Source organism: Roseovarius sp. MS2 (assembly GCF_051447875.1).
GTDB lineage: Bacteria > Pseudomonadota > Alphaproteobacteria > Rhodobacterales > Rhodobacteraceae > Roseovarius > Roseovarius mucosus_A.
Genome location: NZ_JBKHVF010000001.1, coordinates 2,453,400 through 2,467,869, shown reverse-complemented (window position 1 = coordinate 2,467,869; position 14,470 = coordinate 2,453,400). Strand labels below are relative to the sequence as shown.

General features: G+C 64.4%; 18 protein-coding genes. 11 read left to right on the top strand and 7 right to left on the bottom strand.

The genetic code is table 11. The features are described 5' to 3' along the window. Nucleotides 1-9: 9 nt before the first annotated feature. The gene (locus ACLGGT_RS12135; protein WP_008279897.1) at nucleotides 10-318 is read right to left on the bottom strand and encodes a hypothetical protein; all 309 of its coding nucleotides are present in this window, start codon (nucleotides 316-318) and stop codon (nucleotides 10-12) included. 364 nt (nucleotides 319-682) lie between these two features. Between ACLGGT_RS12135 and ACLGGT_RS12130 the strand changes: the two genes are divergently transcribed. The 7 genes from ACLGGT_RS12130 to ACLGGT_RS12100 all read left to right on the top strand — a co-directional run bounded on the left by ACLGGT_RS12130 (nucleotide 683) and on the right by ACLGGT_RS12100 (nucleotide 7,457). Then, nucleotides 683-1,819 (top strand): sigma-54 interaction domain-containing protein, encoded by a 1,137-nt coding sequence (locus ACLGGT_RS12130; RefSeq protein ID WP_008279896.1) that lies wholly within the window; start codon nucleotides 683-685, stop codon nucleotides 1,817-1,819. Nucleotides 1,820-1,831: 12 nt separating this feature from the next. After that, complete coding sequence (gene fliE, locus ACLGGT_RS12125) at nucleotides 1,832-2,158, top strand: flagellar hook-basal body complex protein FliE (protein WP_008279895.1); 327 nt, start codon at nucleotides 1,832-1,834, stop codon at nucleotides 2,156-2,158. 31 nt (nucleotides 2,159-2,189) lie between these two features. Next, on the top strand, nucleotides 2,190-3,884 hold the full coding sequence (gene fliF / locus ACLGGT_RS12120; protein WP_437196280.1) for a flagellar basal-body MS-ring/collar protein FliF: 1,695 nt from the start codon (nucleotides 2,190-2,192) through the stop codon (nucleotides 3,882-3,884). After that, nucleotides 3,881-4,918 carry a flagellar motor switch protein FliG gene (gene fliG, locus ACLGGT_RS12115; protein ID WP_008279893.1) on the top strand — a complete coding sequence of 346 codons (1,038 nt, stop codon included), beginning with the start codon at nucleotides 3,881-3,883 and terminating at the stop codon, nucleotides 4,916-4,918. Before fliF ends, fliG begins: the two co-directional genes overlap by 4 nt. A gap of 75 nt (nucleotides 4,919-4,993) precedes the next feature. Next, nucleotides 4,994-5,713, top strand: coding sequence for a FliH/SctL family protein (locus ACLGGT_RS12110; protein ID WP_437196279.1), 720 nt, complete (start codon nucleotides 4,994-4,996; stop codon nucleotides 5,711-5,713). Next, a complete protein-coding gene (locus tag ACLGGT_RS12105) occupies nucleotides 5,710-7,044 on the top strand; it encodes a FliI/YscN family ATPase (protein ID WP_008279891.1) in 1,335 nt (444 codons plus the stop codon). The genes ACLGGT_RS12110 and ACLGGT_RS12105 overlap by 4 nt, the downstream gene beginning before the upstream one ends. Next, nucleotides 7,041-7,457 (top strand): hypothetical protein, encoded by a 417-nt coding sequence (locus tag ACLGGT_RS12100; RefSeq protein ID WP_151978552.1) that lies wholly within the window; start codon nucleotides 7,041-7,043, stop codon nucleotides 7,455-7,457. Before ACLGGT_RS12105 ends, ACLGGT_RS12100 begins: the two co-directional genes overlap by 4 nt. 13 nt (nucleotides 7,458-7,470) lie before the next feature. Here ACLGGT_RS12100 and ACLGGT_RS12095 read toward each other — a convergent pair whose 3' ends face one another. After that, on the bottom strand, nucleotides 7,471-8,334 hold the full coding sequence (locus ACLGGT_RS12095; RefSeq protein WP_219435260.1) for a helix-turn-helix domain-containing protein: 864 nt from the start codon (nucleotides 8,332-8,334) through the stop codon (nucleotides 7,471-7,473). A 108-nt stretch (nucleotides 8,335-8,442) separates the two neighbouring features. Here ACLGGT_RS12095 and ACLGGT_RS12090 point away from each other — a divergent pair, with 108 nt between their 5' ends. After that, entirely contained in the window at nucleotides 8,443-9,408 is a 966-nt protein-coding gene (locus tag ACLGGT_RS12090; RefSeq protein WP_437196278.1) for a fatty acid desaturase, read from the top strand. A gap of 13 nt (nucleotides 9,409-9,421) precedes the next feature. On the opposite strand, the gene ACLGGT_RS12085 is transcribed toward ACLGGT_RS12090, so the two are convergent. Next, nucleotides 9,422-10,846: an FAD-binding oxidoreductase gene (locus tag ACLGGT_RS12085; protein WP_437196277.1), complete on the bottom strand. Its 1,425-nt coding sequence runs from the start codon at nucleotides 10,844-10,846 to the stop codon at nucleotides 9,422-9,424. A 127-nt stretch (nucleotides 10,847-10,973) separates the two neighbouring features. On the opposite strand from ACLGGT_RS12085, the gene ACLGGT_RS12080 reads away from it, so the two are divergent. The 3 genes from ACLGGT_RS12080 to ACLGGT_RS12070 are packed head-to-tail and all read left to right on the top strand — an operon-like array spanning nucleotide 10,974 to nucleotide 12,513. After that, nucleotides 10,974-11,426, top strand: coding sequence for a DUF3429 domain-containing protein (locus tag ACLGGT_RS12080; RefSeq protein WP_008279885.1), 453 nt, complete (start codon nucleotides 10,974-10,976; stop codon nucleotides 11,424-11,426). Then, on the top strand, nucleotides 11,426-11,893 hold the full coding sequence (gene rnhA, locus ACLGGT_RS12075; RefSeq protein ID WP_008279884.1) for a ribonuclease HI: 468 nt from the start codon (nucleotides 11,426-11,428) through the stop codon (nucleotides 11,891-11,893). Before ACLGGT_RS12080 ends, rnhA begins: the two co-directional genes overlap by 1 nt. Further along, entirely contained in the window at nucleotides 11,890-12,513 is a 624-nt protein-coding gene (locus ACLGGT_RS12070) for a trimeric intracellular cation channel family protein (RefSeq protein ID WP_008279883.1), read from the top strand. Before rnhA ends, ACLGGT_RS12070 begins: the two co-directional genes overlap by 4 nt. Nucleotides 12,514-12,516: 3 nt before the next feature. Here the strand turns inward: ACLGGT_RS12070 and ACLGGT_RS12065 are convergent, their stop codons facing one another. The 4 genes from ACLGGT_RS12065 to def are packed head-to-tail and all read right to left on the bottom strand — an operon-like array spanning nucleotide 12,517 to nucleotide 14,468. Beyond that, nucleotides 12,517-12,756: a GlsB/YeaQ/YmgE family stress response membrane protein gene (locus ACLGGT_RS12065; RefSeq protein WP_008279882.1), complete on the bottom strand. Its 240-nt coding sequence runs from the start codon at nucleotides 12,754-12,756 to the stop codon at nucleotides 12,517-12,519. Between the two features lie 3 nt (nucleotides 12,757-12,759). Further along, complete coding sequence (locus ACLGGT_RS12060; RefSeq protein WP_437196275.1) at nucleotides 12,760-13,002, bottom strand: hypothetical protein; 243 nt, start codon at nucleotides 13,000-13,002, stop codon at nucleotides 12,760-12,762. Between the two features lie 4 nt (nucleotides 13,003-13,006). Beyond that, the gene (fmt, locus tag ACLGGT_RS12055; RefSeq protein ID WP_008279880.1) at nucleotides 13,007-13,915 is read right to left on the bottom strand and encodes a methionyl-tRNA formyltransferase; all 909 of its coding nucleotides are present in this window, start codon (nucleotides 13,913-13,915) and stop codon (nucleotides 13,007-13,009) included. 58 nt (nucleotides 13,916-13,973) lie between these two features. Next, nucleotides 13,974-14,468: a peptide deformylase gene (gene def / locus ACLGGT_RS12050; protein ID WP_437196272.1), complete on the bottom strand. Its 495-nt coding sequence runs from the start codon at nucleotides 14,466-14,468 to the stop codon at nucleotides 13,974-13,976. Nucleotides 14,469-14,470: the final 2 nt, after the last annotated feature.

Below are 14,470 nucleotides of genomic sequence, written 5' to 3'. Positions count from 1 at the left end.
ATCCCGCGCTCAGGCGGCATCTTCGGCGTTCCCATCGAAATTGAAAATACAGACCCCCTCGAACCCGGTAGATCGAAAGAGAAAGGTTTTCTTCATCGTCTGGATGAAGCCCCCATGTTTCTTTTCGAAGTTCTTGAGATCCGCGATACTCGGGAAGAACAGGTTGACGGAAATGTCCCCCTCCTTGCCGATCATGACGGTCAGGCCTGAGATACGGCATTCCGGAATCGCATTCCCCAGAATCTCCGTGATGAAAGGGGCCGCGATCTGTGCCGCATCGAGGCTTGGAAACTTGAGATGATACGTTTTCGATAACATTGTTGCCTACCAGTTGAGCTCTTCTGAGTTCCCAAACGGACCCCTGCCCAAAAATGTGAGCGCCCAGACGACATATCTCGCGAGTATCTTTGGTGCGCGCCCGCTCGCTTTTGGCGTGATCCGACGCTGAAAGCGCAACATGATCCAAAGGACAGCGCCACATCTCTCCCCGAATGACGAAGCCTCGACAGGTGACAGTCGACACCTCGCGTTTTCGTCGGAGTTGCGACGTTTTCAGGGTCCTGAGACCGAAATTTCCCCGCAAAATCGCGACTTTGGGCAATTCCGGGGGTGAATTGCCCCCAAATCCCGCGTGGCACGATCCCTGCTTACAGTTTTCATATCGCAATCAACGAGGTTTCCCATGGCCGACATCTGCATCACCGCCGCGAATTTCCCTCAGGCACAAGCCCTCAAGGCCCTGCTCGACGGGCGTCGTCTGAATGTTCGCATCGGCTATCAGCCCACCTGTCACACCTTGGTGCAGGGGGCGCCCGTGACCGACCAGCGCGCGCTGGTGGAACTGGCCCGCAAGCTGGGGGCGAAACGGATCGTGGTGATCGAAGGTCAGGCCGCAGAATTTGCTCTGCGCGAGGATCTGGGCGGACGCATGCTGACCGTATCGCTGCCCGATAGCGGCCTGCCCGCCCTGCGCGATGCCGCCTTGATGGCAGTGGCCGATCTCTTGGCTGCTCCGTTCGGCACCATGGTCGCCGCCGACCCGAACTCTGGCGCGCTGATCGACATGGCCCGCCGCGTCGCTCGCTTTGACGTCAGCGTCTTTATCAACGGCCCCACCGGCAGCGGCAAAGAGGTGCTCTCGCGCCTGATCCATCAGGCCTCGCCGCGCGCCGACAAACCGTTTGTCGCCATCAACTGCGCCGCCATCCCCGAGAACATGCTCGAAGCGCTGCTCTTTGGTCATGAAAAAGGGGCCTTCACCGGGGCCAACACCGCCAACAAAGGTTATCTGCGCGCCGCCGACGGCGGCACGCTGCTCCTTGACGAGATTTCCGAAATGCCGATGGCGCTTCAGGCCAAACTTCTGCGCGTCATTCAGGAAAAGGTCGTGACCCCGCTCGGTAGCCAGACCGAAGCTCAGGTTGATGTCCGCATCCTTGCCACCTCCAACCGCGATATGGAGGCCGAAATCGCACGCGGGGCCTTCCGCGAAGACCTCTACTACCGCCTCAACGTGTTCCCCTTGGAAACGCTGGCCCTCTGCGCCCGTCCGCAGGATGTGCCAGTCTTGGCGCAGGCCATGCTGCGCCGCCACACACCCGAGGGCCTGCCCACGCCGCTTTTGTCGCCCGAGGCCTGCGACATCCTCGCCGGTCACGCCTGGCCCGGCAATGTGCGCGAGTTGGAAAACGTGATGCAGCGCGCGCTGGTGCTCGCCGATGGCATGGTGATTGCACCCGAACATATCATGCTCGTTGCCCGCCCCACCTCTTTGACACGCTCGCGTCCCGCAGCCCTTCCCACCTCTCTTGCCGCCTGATCCTGACCTGACATGAGCCTGACCGGCATCTCCTCTTCCGTCAGCATGATGCACGCCTCGCAGGCGGCAGCACGCCCTGACCCTATTCAGCGCCCGACCGCCATGGCCGACGCGCAGGGGCCGGGCTTTGCTGAACGGCTGGGCAAGGCGGTCGAGAGCGTGAACACCCAGCAAAGCAAGGCCTCGCAGGCCGCCCGCGATTTCGAAACCGGGCGGACCGAAAACCTCGCCGCCGTCATGGTCGAGCAACAGGTCGCATCGCTGGGGTTTCAGATGACGATGCAGGTCCGCAACAAGGCGCTCACCGCCTATCGCGACATCATGAATATGCCGGTCTGAGGCCCAGACTAGAACCACGGAAGTAGAGACTATGGACGGACAGCAAACCACCCTCCCGGCACAGGCTGGCGCCACCTCGCTTGTGCAACGGGCGCGCCTTGCGCTCTCGGGCATGGATGGGTTCATCGCCCAGCCTGCCCTGCGCCGTGCCCTGCCCGCGATTGGCGTGCTGTTGGTCGTGACGCTTGGTCTGGCCGCGTGGCTGCTTTTGGCCCCCGCCAACCGCGTAACCCTTCACGCAGGTCTGCCCGAGGCGGAAAAATCCCTGGCCCTCGACGCGCTGACTGCGGCTGGCATGGACGCCCGGCTTGATCCCTCTTCCGGCGCGCTTACCGTGGCCGCCGATCAGTTTCACAGCGCCCGCATGCTCTTGGCCACCCAAGGTTTGCCCGAAGGGGCGACCGACGGCATGTCGGCCATTGACGAAATGCCCATGGGCACCTCGCGCCAGATCGAATCCGCGCGCCTGCGCCGGATGCAGGAACTCGACCTTGCCCGCTCGATTCAGGAATTGCGGCCAGTGCGCGCCGCCCGCGTGCATCTGGCCCTGCCGGAACGCAGCGCCTTTGTCCGCGACAGCCAGCCGCCCCGCGCCTCTGTGTTTCTCGAACTCGCCCCGGGCATGGCCCTGGACCAAGCACAGGTGCGCGCCATTGTCAGTCTCGTTGCCGCCGCCGTGCCCGATATGCCGCGCGGCAATGTCTCGGTCGTGGATCAGACCGGCACGCTTCTGACCAGCCCCGAAGAAGACCCGGTGCAGGCCGAATCCGACCGCCAGATGCAGCACCAGCGCCGGCTTGAAACCCTCTACCGCGACCGCGTGCTGTCGCTCCTGACCCCCATCGTGGGCGCGGGCAATGCCGCCGTCGAAGTAACACTCGATATGGATTTCACCCGCTCCGAGATCACCAGCGAAGAATACCTGCCCGACACCGCCCTGCGCAGCGAGCAAAGCAGCAGCCAGCAAACCAGCGGCGCGCAGGCGGGCGGCATTCCCGGTGCCGTGGCCAACACGCCCCCGAATGAGGCGCAAATGGCCGAGGCCGCCACCCAAGGTGCCAAGAGCGGCACCACCAACAGCGCCACCTCCTCGACCCGCAATTACGAGGTCAGCCGCCGGGTGGAAACCCGCCAGCCGCAGACCGCTCAGATCAACCGCGTGCATGCCGCCGTGCTTTTGCACCGCCTGCCGACCCCCGCCGCCCCTGCCGAGGGTGAAGCCACCTCTGCCGCCCCCGAGGCCGTGCCCCTCGCGGAAATCGAGGCGCTGACCCGCTCCGCCATCGGCTATAACGCAGAGCGTGGCGATATCGTCACCGTGGCCAGCGCCCCGTTTGTGGTGGCCCCCTCCGTCATTTCGGCAGAGCGGTGGTATGACGCGGCTTGGCTGCCGACGCTGGGGCGCACGCTTGCTCAACTGGCGCTCTTTGGCATCATCGTGCTGGGTGTCGTGCGCCCGATCCTCAATCGCCTGCTGCCCCCCGTCGGCGCCACCGCCACCACCGGCATGACCTATGGCGATGCCATCGAAGTACCCCGTGGCGAGAGCCTGTCAGCCCTGCGCCAGCGCCTTGAAACCGCCGCCCCGAATGCCGAGGACCTCAACGGTGCCATCACCTACGAGGAAAAGATCGACCTCCTCCGCCAGATGGCTGGGTCCGAGACCAATCGCATCGCGGGCGTCTTCAAATCCATGATCACCCCCACTGGTGAGGACCGGCCATGACCCTCGCGCTCCCTGCCCCCTCTGGCACGCGCCCCGGCGCGGACCTGACCCCGGTGCAAAAGGCCGCCATCCTGATGATGATCTTTGGTGAGGAAACCGCCGCACAAATCCTGCGCGCCCTTTCCCCCTCCGAAGTGCAGGTTCTGGGCGAGGCCATGTTCACCGTGCAGGGCGTCGATCACGACACGGTTGATGCCGTGCTCAACGAGTTTCTGGGGCTGGTCAGCAACCAGACCGGCATCGGAATCGGCGCGGGCAATTACGTGCGGCAAGTGCTTGATCAGGCGCTTGGTGCCCATAAGGCGCAATCTGTGCTTTCGCGCATCGTGCCCTCCAACAGCGAACGCCCGATCGAAATCCTCGACTGGATGGACCCCTCTGCCGTGGCCGAGCTTATTCAGGATGAACATCCGCAGATCATGGCGCTGGTCATCGCCTCGCTCGACTATGCCCAAGGTGCCGAAGTGCTCAAGCTGCTGCCCCCCGAGGCGCAGCCCGAAATCATCCGCCGCATCGCCACGCTCAACACCGTACAACCCGAGGCGCTGCGCGACCTCGAAGAGGTGATGCGCGCCAAGTTCAAGGCCAACACCACGCTGCGCGCCTCGCAGATTGGCGGGGTTAAGGCCGCCGCACGGATCATGAACTTCACCCGTCAGGACATGGAAGAGCGGATTATGAAAGACATCCGCAAGGATGACAAAACGCTGTCCGAGGATATTCAGGACAATCTTTTCGTGTTCGATTACCTCATCAAATCCGACGAACGCGCCCTGCAAACCGTGCTGCGCGAGATCGACAGCGAGATTCTGATCCTCGCCCTCAAAGGGTCCAACCCAACCCTGCGCGACAAGCTCTTGGGCTGTGTTTCGGCCCGCGCCGCCGCCAATATCATGGACGAGATGGAGGCCATGGGCCCCGTACGCCTGAGCCAGGTGCAGGAGGCCCAGAAACAGGTCATCACCGTCGCCCGTCGCCTGTCGGACGAGGGCAAGATCACGCTCGCCGGACGCGGCGGCGAAAAGATGGTCTGAGACCATGACCGCCATGCCTGCCCCTGACCTTCCCCCGCGCCCGGCGCACTCACGCCCGAGGATCTGCTGGCACTGGTGCGTCGCTCTTCGCAGCAATTCCAGCGCCGCGATCCTGCCATCCCTGAAACGCAAGCCGAGAGCAGCTTTGCCCCGCAGACCGTGGTGCGCCCCCTGCGCACGCCCGCGCCAGAAGCAGAGCCCGCGCCTGTCACCGCAACGCCCGAAGAGAAACCCACCGCCAGCTTCACCCCTGCGCCACCCCCGGCCACTTTTGACATCGAGGCCGAGCGCCGTGTCGCTTGGGCCGAAGGCCACGCCGCCGCCCTGCAAGACATCGAGGCCGCCCGCGCCGCCGCCCGCGCCGAAGCACTGGAAGAGGCGCGCGCCAACGCCGCGCAGGATATCGCTGAGACGCGCGATGCTTTCACCGCCGCGATCACCCGCCTCACCAGCGCCGAAAACGAACGTTTGGCGGACCTGAGCACCAAGCTGGAGCTGGCCGTGCGCCAATTGGCCACCCAACGGGCCGGGCAGAAAATCGACGAGGCCCCCCGCCCCTTTCTGCGCCGCATCGAAAAGATCACCCATCAAATCGCCGCCGGGGCCGAAAATACCGTCGTGTTGATGAACCCCGCAGACCTTATGGCGATCAAACCGCATATCAAAAATTTCAGCCCATTGGCCAAGGGGCGGCTGTCGCCCGACACCACCTTGGGGCGCGGGGATCTACGCATTCGCATGGAAGATATCACCTTCTCCGATGTGATCGCCGAACGCGACGGGGGGCTGGCATGACCGATCTTCTGGCGCGTCTCGCACAGGCCACCGAGGCCATGACCGAGGTGCCACCCCCCGGCTATTCAGGTCAGGTGCTGCGCTATGATGGTCTCATCCTCGAATGTGCGGGCTTTCCTGCCAGCCCCGGCACGCGCTGCCGCATAGACACCGAGGATGGCAAGGGCGCCACCGGTGAAATCGTGGGCTTTGCCAATGGCCGCAACCTGCTCTTTCTCGATCAACCCGGTGCGCGCATCACCCATGGCTGTCAGGTGCACAAGATGCGCGGCGGTCACAACGCCGCCATGGGCGACGCCCTCTTGGGCCGCGTGCTTGATGCGGAAGGCGCGCCGCTTGACGGCTATGGTCCGCCCGATTGCCCGGAAACCCGCCCGCTCTCGGGCCGCGAACAAAACCCGCTTGCGCGCCAGCCCGTCGATGCCCCGCTTGATGTTGGCGTGCGCGTGATCAACGCCGCGCTCACCGTCGGGCGCGGTCAGCGCGTGGGCATCATCGCAGGCTCGGGCGTCGGTAAATCCGTGCTCATCGAAATGATGACCCGCTACACCTCTGCCGATGTGATTGTCGTTGGATTGATCGGGGAACGCGCCCGCGAAGTGGGCGATTTCGTCTCCAAGGTCATGACCGGCGAGAACCGCGCCAAGACCTGTGTCGTCGCCGTGCCCGCCGACCGCTCGCCGCTTCTGCGGCTGCGCGCAGCGCATCGCGCCACCGCGATTGCCGAATATTTCCGCGATCAGGGCAAGCAGGTCATGCTGATCATGGACAGCCTCACGCGCGTGGCGCATGCCCGCCGCGAAATCGGTCTGGCATTGGGCGAGCAACCCACCGCCAAGGGCTATACGCCCTCTGTCATCTCGATGATCCCCGGCCTGATCGAGCGCGCCGGTCCGGGCCTGCCCGGTCAGGGCAGCATCACCGCGTTCTATACCATTCTGGCCGATGGCGACGACACCACCAACGATCCCGTTGTGGACACGGCCCGCGCCATTCTCGACGGGCATTTCGTGCTTTCGCGCAATCAGGCGCAGATGGGCATCTATCCTGCCATCGACCTCACCCAATCGGTGAGCCGTGTGATGAAGGACATCGCCGAAAAACCCCACCACGCAGCCGCCATGCGCCTGCGCCGCCTCATTGCCCTGTATATGGAGAACCGCGACATGATGCTCATGGGTGCCTATTCCCCCGGCCAAGACGCCACGCTTGACGAGGCCGTCACCCTCTGGCCCCGGATCGAGGCCTTTATCCGGCAGGATATCCATGAACCCGCCAGCCTTGAGGACAGCATCAGCGCCCTTTGCGCGCTGACAGGCGGTGCCGCATGAGCGCGCGCCAGCACCGTATCCTGACCCTGATGGCCCGGCAGGAAAACCGCGAGTTGGGGCACCTCTCCATGCAGCTTGGCCATTTGCGGCGGCAGGAAATGCAGCAATTCGACATGGCCGACCGTCTGGGTCAAATGCTCGACCAGAGCGCACAGGCCCCGGCCGAGCCGATGACCCCCGGCCAACTGAGCACGGCGCATTTCATGGGGCGCACCCTTGTGCAGCAGCTTGAGGCGACGCGCAGTCAGATGGCCCGCACGCGGCAAGAGCGCGCCGCCGTGGAACAGGACCTCTCGCAGCACCAACGCCGCCAGCAGATCCTGCAAGAGCGCGCGGACCTTAGCCGCCGCGCCCTGCACGCGGCCCGCGCCGAGGCCGAAGACAACGCCACCCTGCCCCGTCGCACGCGGTAACGCGATAGCGCCGCTATCGCACCAGCCCGTCACGCAGCGCACGCAGATGCGCGGGGATCTCCCGCGCCGTCACCCCTGCCTCGCGCACCAGCCCGTCGAAATGCAATGTGATCGCCTCGATACGTTCGGTGTCGCGAAACACCATATAGTTGCGCCCCAGATAGAGCACCGCCAGCAGCGGCCCAAAAAGCGTGATCGGCGCGGAATAAACCCGCCGCGCGTCAAAGAGATAAAGCCGCAGGCGCGGATAAAGCTGCGTCGTCGTGGCAATCAGGTGATCAAGCTGCGCGCGGCGCAGATCTGCAGGCAACCCGCGATAATAGCCCTCGCCGCGCGCGAAACTCTCGATCTCATACAGCGGCAGAGCAATCTCGTAATCCGACCGCGCCGCCCGCATCCAGGCCATGCGATCCTCTGATGCGCCAATCGCCTGATCAGTGGAACGGCCCAGATGCGGCGCATATTCCCATTCCAGCATCGCGCGGGTCTTGAGCATATCGGGCAGCGCAGCCGGCACATGGCGGATCTTGTATCCCGCCGCCTCCTTGTGCCACGCGAAAATCTGTTCATCGACAAGGGCGCGTGGGGCCTCGGTCAACGACAGCGTGTTGGCCAGCATGTCGGCGGCGGTTTCGGGTCGGTCGGTCAGGCCCAACAGCCAATCGGCAGAGACCCCTAGCGCCGAGGCGCATTCCCCCACCACCTGCGCATTGGGCAGCCGCGCGGCATCGCCCTTGAGCAATTGCGACACGGTCGAGCGATCCACCTCAATCGCCCGCGCCAAAATGCTCTGATTGCTGCCCCGAAGGCGCATCGCCTCGGTCAGCCGGGTTCGAAACAGGGTGGCCCGCAGGCGTTTGTCGATTTTTTTGGACATGCGGTGACTATAATCACAGTTGCGGAGAAATGTTAACCATTTCCGAAATGGCGCACTCAGAAGATTGAAACGACTGTCAGGGGAAGATGCACATCAAAAGGACCCAGAATGCACGCCCCATCGCAGCTGAACGCGCGCCCCGAAGCAGGCAGACAGCCGCCCAAGACGCGGCAGGCGGCTCGCGTTGAATGGCCCACGCTTGGCCTGCTGGCGCTCTGCTACGCGATGTGGGTCTTTGGCACCACTGCGGCGTCGGCCCTCGCGTTGCCGCTTGGCATTGTCGTCACCGGCCTCGCCATCGCCCTTCATTCCTCGCTCTGCCATGAGGCGCTGCACGGGCACCCGTTCCGCGCTCAGCGCCTGAATGAAACGCTGGTCTTTCCCGCCCTCTGCCTTGCTATCCCCTATGCAAGGTTCCGCGACACCCATCTTGCGCATCACCGCGACGAGTTTCTCACCGACCCCTATGATGACCCCGAGGCGAATTACCTTGATCCGATTGTCTGGGCGCGGCTGCCGGGTTGGGTGCGGGCGGTGCTGCGGTTCAACAACACGCTGGCGGGGCGGATGCTGATCGGGCCAATGGTGGCGCAGATCTCTTTTCTGCGCAGCGATTGGCGGGCGATCAAGACAGGCGACCGTGCCGTGCGCGATGCTTGGCTCTGGCATATCCCGGCGGTGGCGCTGGTGCTGGCTTGGCTTTGGTTTGTGCCGATGCCGGTCTGGGCCTATCTGCTGGCGGTCTGGCTGGGCTTGGCGATCCTGAAAATCCGCACCTTTCTAGAGCATCGCGCCCATCTGCGCGCCAGCGGCCGTACCGTACTGATCGAGGATCGCGGCCCCTTGGCGTGGATTTTCCTCAATAACAACCTGCATGTGGTGCATCATATGCACCCCGAGGTGGCCTGGTATCGCCTGCCCGCGCTCTATGCGGAGCGGCGCGACCATTACCTGCGGCGCAACGATGGCTATGTCTATCGCTCCTACGCCCAGATTTTCGCTGCGTATTTCTGGCAGGCCAAGGACCCGGTGGCGCATCCGCTCTGGCCCGGGCGCTCTGACGGCGACACATAGGCAGCTGCACGGGTCAACCCCGCAGCACCGCCCCCGGATTCATGATCCCCAGAGGATCGAGCGCCGTCTTGATCGCGCGCATCGCGTCCAATTTCACCGGATCACCATAGCGCTCCAGATCCTCGACCTTGAGCCGCCCGATGCCATGTTCGGCGCTTACCGATCCGCCCATCTCATGCACCAGATCATGCACCGCACGCTTGATCTCGTCGCGCTCCGCCACATGATCCGCACGTCCCCGCCCCGGCATGGGAAAGACGTTGTAATGCAGGTTGCCATCGCCCAGATGCCCAAAACAGTTGATCCGGAACGCGCCGATCCCGGCGATGACCACATTCGCCTGCACGATAAAATCGGGGATCAGCGACATCGGCAGTGAAATGTCATGCGAACTGATGGACCCGATGCGCCGGTTGGCCTCTGGAATTTGCTCACGCACCTCCCAGAACTGATGCCGCTGGGTTTCGGATTGCGCGATCATGCCGTCGCTGACCAGCCCCGCCTCGAACGCCTCGGCGAATAGCCCCTCCAACACCGCCGCCGGATCAAGCCCACTGGCCAGCCCCACGTCGATCAGCACGAACCATTCAGGCATCTTGGCAAAAGGCTGGCGGATATCGGGCAAGGTCTCGGCCAGAAACTCGAGCCCGGCCCGGTGCATGATCTCGAACGCGCTGACCCCCTCGCCGATGCGCGCACGCGCCAGCGCCAAAAGGTCAAGCGCGGCGCGTGGTCCCTCGACCACCATCAGCGCCGTGCCCTCGCCCATGGGGCGCGGTGAAAGCTTGAGCGCCGCAGCAGTGATCACCCCCAAGGTCCCCTCGGACCCGATCAGAAGGTTGCGCAGATCATAGCCTGTGTTGTCCTTGCGCAGGCGTTTCAGACCGTGCCAGATGCGCCCATCGGGCATCACCGCCTCTAGCCCCAAACACAAATCGCGCGCATTGCCATAGCGCAGCACATTGACGCCGCCCGCATTGGTGGCAAGGTTGCCGCCGATCCGCGCCGATCCCTTGGCGGCGATGCTGAGCGGGAAGAGCCGGTCCACTTCGGCAGCGGCGGTATGGATATCTTGCAGGATCGCCCCTGCCTCGACCACGATCACGTTTTCCGCCGGATAAATGCCGCGCACCGCGCGCATCCGCTCAAGGCTCAGGATCACCGGCGTCGGGCCACCGGGGGCGATCTGCCCCCCCACAAGGCCGGTGCCGCCGCCATAGGGCACCACCGGCACGCGCGCAGCGGCACAGGCACGGACAATCTCGGCCACGTCTTCGGTGTTGCCGGGGGCCAGAACCACGCCCTGCCCCTGCCAGCGGCCGCGCGGCTCCTCAAAATAGCCGGGCGTGGCCTCGCGGAACACGGGCGCGGGCAGGCGCGCGCGCAGCGCGTCGATGAAAGCGGGGGTGGCTGGGGCCAAGGTGGGAGTCTGGGTCATGCGCTGTACCTATCACGTTGCCCGCATCGGTCCAGCCCTTCGTGAGAGGCAAAGAAGCGGCGCATGGAACGCGAATGCACGGCTTTCCCCCTTGTCTCTGCGCGCCCCTCGGGTCATTTTGCGCGCCATGCAGATGATACCCCGCGCCCCGCTCTTTCTTGGCCTTGCCGGCCTCTTGCCCTTTCTCTGGGGGGCACTGACCGTGGTCCTGCCCGACCTCGGCCTCTGGACCGCGCAGACCATCGGGCCGCGCTTTGCCGGACCCTATGTGATGCTTTTTTACGGCGCGGTGATCCTGTCGTTCATGTCGGGCGTGCTCTGGGGTTTCGCCACGCGGGCGACAGGCACGATGGCAGGCATCTGCTATGGCCTTTCGGTCATTCCGGCCCTTTGGGCGTTTTTCATGACCGGCGGCGGGCCAACCTCGGCGGGAACAAGCCTCATCTTCGGTTTTGCAGGCCTTTTGGCGCTGGATTGGCAATTCTGGCGATGGGGCCTCACCCCACCTTGGTGGATGGCGTTGCGGATGCTGCTGACGGCGGTGGTGATCGGCTGCCTTGCGGTGGGGGTGTTGCTCTGATGCCCGCGCTTTTCGCCTATACTGACGGGGCCTGTTCCGGCAATCCCGGCCCCGGTGGCTGGGGGGTGCTGATGCGCGCCATGGACGGCGATGCCATTCTCAAGGAACGCGAACTCTCGGGGGGCGAGGCCGATACCACCAACAACCGGATGGAGCTTTGGGCCGCCATTGCCGCGCTTGAGGCGCTGTCGCGCCCTTCAACCATCACCATCGTCACCGACAGCGCCTATGTCAAAAATGGCGTGACCGGCTGGATGCATGGCTGGAAGCGCAACGGCTGGCGCACCGCCGACAAAAAGCCGGTCAAGAATGTCGAGCTATGGCAACGGCTGGACGAGGCGCAGAAACGCCACACCGTCACGTGGGAATGGGTCAAGGGCCATGCAGGCCACCCCGAGAATGAGCGCGCCGATGAACTGGCCCGCGCCGGGATGGCCCCCTACAAGCCAAGCAAGGCCAAAGGATGAGCGCGCTCATCCTGCTCGATTACGCCTCAGTGCTGATCTTTGCACTGACCGGCGCGCTTGTGGCCTCGCGCCAACAACTCGACATCGTGGGCTTTGCCTTTATCGCCTGCCTGACGGCGGTCGGCGGCGGCACGCTGCGGGATGTGCTTTTGGACCGCAACCCGGTGTTCTGGCTGGGCAATCCCAACTATATCCTCATTGCCTGCGTCGCCGCCCTTTTTGTGTTTTTCACCGCTCATTTGGTCGAAAGCCGCTATCGTCTCTTGCTCTGGCTCGACAGTTTCGCGCTGGCCGTCGCGGTGCCTGCGGGCGTAAGTGCGGCGATGGTGATGGGGCAAAGCCCGGTGATCGTGGTGCTGATGGGCATGGTCACGGGCTGCATGGGCGGGCTGATGCGCGATGTCGTCTGCAACGAGGTGCCACTTGTGCTCAAACAAGGCGAGCTTTACGTGACCGCCGCCTTTGCCGGAGCCTTGGGCGCGGTGATTGCCGCAACGCTCACCAACGATCCGCTTGTGATCTTGGGCACCTGCGCCGCCCTGACGTGGGCGCTGCGCGTGGGCTCTCTTACGCTTGGCTGGCGGCTGCCGGTCTACCGGGCGCGCCCGCCACGGCAATAAACCTCAGCGCCGCTGACCGATCATCTTCCACAGCCAGACGAGCAGCATCGCGCCCAGAACCGCACCGATCAACCCGCCAAGAAAACCCGTGATCATCAGCACCATGCGAATGACCACGGCCCCGATCAGCGTTCCGGCAATGCCAATGAGGATTGTCGGCACCACGCCGACCTCAACCCGCATCAACCGCGTCGCCAGAAACCCGGCCGCAATCCCCACGATCAAAAGCCCGATGATGCCCATGCCTTACCTCCGATTGCGCCAATGGGTCGGCACGATGATCAGCGCCCCTACCGAGGACAGGATCGCATCAATCCCCGGCGCGCCGAAGCGGATACCGAACATGATCCGGACAAAGTAAAACAGAAACGCGCCGCCGATGCAGATGATGATCGAGGGCAAATAGCCATTGCGGGTGAACCCGCTCTTTTCGCTGGCGTAACCCACGATGCCCGCGATTACTACCGTACCGAATAGCTGCATGAACATCGCGTCACCCCAATTGCGTGCCACGCGGCAAGGGCATGCCGCGCAAGAACTCGTCAGCATCCTGCGCCGCGCGCCCGGCCCGTTGCAAGCGCAAAAGCCGCACAGATCCCGTGCCGCAGGCTACGGTCAACCCGTCGGCCAGAACGACACCCGGCGCACCGTGCGCCTCTGCCATGGCAGAACAAAGCAGCTTGATCCGCTCGCCCCCCACCTCGCACCAAGCCCCCGGAAAGGGCGAGAGGCCCCGGATCAGCCGGTCCACCTCTGTGGCAGGGCGCGTCCAATCCACCCGCGCCTCGGATTTGTCGATCTTGGCGGCATAGGTCACGCCCGCCTCGGGTTGTGGCTCTGGCGTCAAGGCGTCGAGCCGCTCCAATGCCGCGACGATCAACCGCGCGCCAAGGGCAGACAATCGGTCATGCAATTCCCCTGTGGTTTCCTGGGGGCCAATCGCCACAGGCTCGCGCAGCAGAACCGGCCCGGTATCGAGCCCCGCCTCCATCTGCATGATGCATACGCCTGTCTCGGTATCCCCCGCCATGATGGCGCGGTGAATGGGCGCGGCCCCCCGCCAGCGGGGCAAAAGGCTGGCGTGAATGTTCAAACACCCGCGCGTTGGCGCATCGAGCACGGCCTGCGGCAGGATGAGGCCATAGGCCACCACCACCGCCACTTCGGCCTTGAGTGCTGCAAACTCTGCCTGCGCCGTGGCCTCTTTCAAACTCACCGGATGGTGGACCGGCAGGCCAAGCGCCTCGGCGCGCGCCTGCACCGGGCTGGGGCGGTCTTTTTTGCCGCGTCCCGCCGGGCGCGGCGGCTGGCAATAAACCGCCGCCACCTCATGGCCTGCGGCAACCAAAGCCTCAAGCACCGGCACAGAGAAATCCGGCGTTCCCATGAAGATCACACGCATGCCGCCCCCTGTCCCTGTTCCCAGAATACTCAAATCCGCCGCTGCCCCAAACGCTGCCTCAGCCGATCTTGCGCGCCCGCCTGAGCAGCATGTCGCGCTTGACCCGGCCCAGACGCTCGAAATACATCCGCCCCTGCAAATGGTCGATCTGATGCTGCACGGACGTGGCCCAGAGGCCGACAAAATCGCGCTCCTCAACCTCTGCGTCGGCATTCAGAAACCGCACCGTCACCGCACGTGGCCGCTCGATCATCGCCGAGACACCGGGAAGACAGGGGCTGGCCTCTTCATGGGGGCGCAATTGCACGCTTGAGTGCAGGATTTCGGGGTTGGCCATACGCACCGCTTGGCCCCGCGCCGTGCTGGCATCGACCACGGCCAGCGCTTGCATCTCGCCCAATTGCGTGGCGGCCAGCCCCACGCCCGGCATCGCCTCCATCACCGCGATCATCTCATCCCAGAGGGCGCGCGTTTGGTCGGTGATCTCAGGAACCGGTGCCGCAGGCATCCGCAGCCGCTTATCAGGCCAGCGCAGGCAGGGGCGCGACGCCACGG

What these genes read in the sequence shown, in the direction of transcription:
- ACLGGT_RS12060 (WP_437196275.1), bottom strand. Translation starts at nt 13,002, where the DNA reads ATGTTCATGCAGCTATTCGGTACGGTAGTAATCGCGGGCATCGTGGGT.
- ACLGGT_RS12065 (WP_008279882.1), bottom strand. Translation starts at nt 12,756, where the DNA reads ATGGGCATCATCGGGCTTTTGATCGTGGGGATTGCGGCCGGGTTTCTG.
- ACLGGT_RS12085 (WP_437196277.1), bottom strand. Translation starts at nt 10,846, where the DNA reads ATGACCCAGACTCCCACCTTGGCCCCAGCCACCCCCGCTTTCATCGAC.
- fmt (WP_008279880.1), bottom strand. Translation starts at nt 13,915, where the DNA reads ATGCGTGTGATCTTCATGGGAACGCCGGATTTCTCTGTGCCGGTGCTT.
- ACLGGT_RS12130 (WP_008279896.1), top strand. Translation starts at nt 683, where the DNA reads ATGGCCGACATCTGCATCACCGCCGCGAATTTCCCTCAGGCACAAGCC.
- fliF (WP_437196280.1), top strand. Translation starts at nt 2,190, where the DNA reads ATGGACGGACAGCAAACCACCCTCCCGGCACAGGCTGGCGCCACCTCG.
- ACLGGT_RS12080 (WP_008279885.1), top strand. Translation starts at nt 10,974, where the DNA reads ATGCAGATGATACCCCGCGCCCCGCTCTTTCTTGGCCTTGCCGGCCTC.
- fliE (WP_008279895.1), top strand. Translation starts at nt 1,832, where the DNA reads ATGAGCCTGACCGGCATCTCCTCTTCCGTCAGCATGATGCACGCCTCG.
- ACLGGT_RS12095 (WP_219435260.1), bottom strand. Translation starts at nt 8,334, where the DNA reads ATGTCCAAAAAAATCGACAAACGCCTGCGGGCCACCCTGTTTCGAACC.
- ACLGGT_RS12090 (WP_437196278.1), top strand. Translation starts at nt 8,443, where the DNA reads ATGCACGCCCCATCGCAGCTGAACGCGCGCCCCGAAGCAGGCAGACAG.
- ACLGGT_RS12070 (WP_008279883.1), top strand. Translation starts at nt 11,890, where the DNA reads ATGAGCGCGCTCATCCTGCTCGATTACGCCTCAGTGCTGATCTTTGCA.
- rnhA (WP_008279884.1), top strand. Translation starts at nt 11,426, where the DNA reads ATGCCCGCGCTTTTCGCCTATACTGACGGGGCCTGTTCCGGCAATCCC.
- ACLGGT_RS12135 (WP_008279897.1), bottom strand. Translation starts at nt 318, where the DNA reads ATGTTATCGAAAACGTATCATCTCAAGTTTCCAAGCCTCGATGCGGCA.
- ACLGGT_RS12105 (WP_008279891.1), top strand. Translation starts at nt 5,710, where the DNA reads ATGACCGATCTTCTGGCGCGTCTCGCACAGGCCACCGAGGCCATGACC.
- fliG (WP_008279893.1), top strand. Translation starts at nt 3,881, where the DNA reads ATGACCCTCGCGCTCCCTGCCCCCTCTGGCACGCGCCCCGGCGCGGAC.
- ACLGGT_RS12100 (WP_151978552.1), top strand. Translation starts at nt 7,041, where the DNA reads ATGAGCGCGCGCCAGCACCGTATCCTGACCCTGATGGCCCGGCAGGAA.